The sequence below is a fragment of the Pseudomonas sp. 86_A genome (assembly GCF_017491705.1).
GTDB lineage: Bacteria > Pseudomonadota > Gammaproteobacteria > Pseudomonadales > Pseudomonadaceae > Aquipseudomonas > Aquipseudomonas koreensis.
In genome coordinates, this window is sequence record NZ_JAFGYS010000178.1 from 1 (window position 1) to 446 (window position 446).

The following is a 446-nucleotide window of genomic DNA, read 5'->3' on the forward strand; positions in this document are numbered from 1 at the left end:
TCCTTGGCGTGAATGCCCGGTACCATGCATCCTCCGGAGCCGGCCGCAGCTTATGGACCGCCCGCCACACCGATTTGCCGAGCTCTCGATAACCGACCAGCACGCCGACCGACGTCCCCGCGGAATCGGCACGCCGATGAATATCCCGGGTGTCGCCCGGGCGCATCACGAATTCATCCGTCGCGATCGCGTCGTCACCCAACACCTTGCGGCTGTCGCTCTGTAGCGTGAAAAAATCGGCGTTCTCGAACGCGCCGGCCGATTTCAGCTCGTACAGCCGCACCATCACGGGCGCCGGGCGCTGATGCTCATCCGGATTGGCGCCTTCGCTCACCTTGATCTTCACGATCAGATCGGCTGTTTCCTTGCGTGCCGGCAAGCTTGCGCAAGCCGCGAGCGATGTGCATACCATTGCCGCCACAACGCGCTTGACGGCGGTTCGCCTG

1 protein-coding gene is annotated in these 446 nt (G+C 63.7%); it reads right to left on the bottom strand.

The window, feature by feature from the left end; translation table 11 throughout:
• On the bottom strand, positions 1-446 hold a 446-nt coding region (tssJ, locus tag J5M57_RS28570; protein ID WP_207938555.1), incomplete at both ends, for a type VI secretion system lipoprotein TssJ.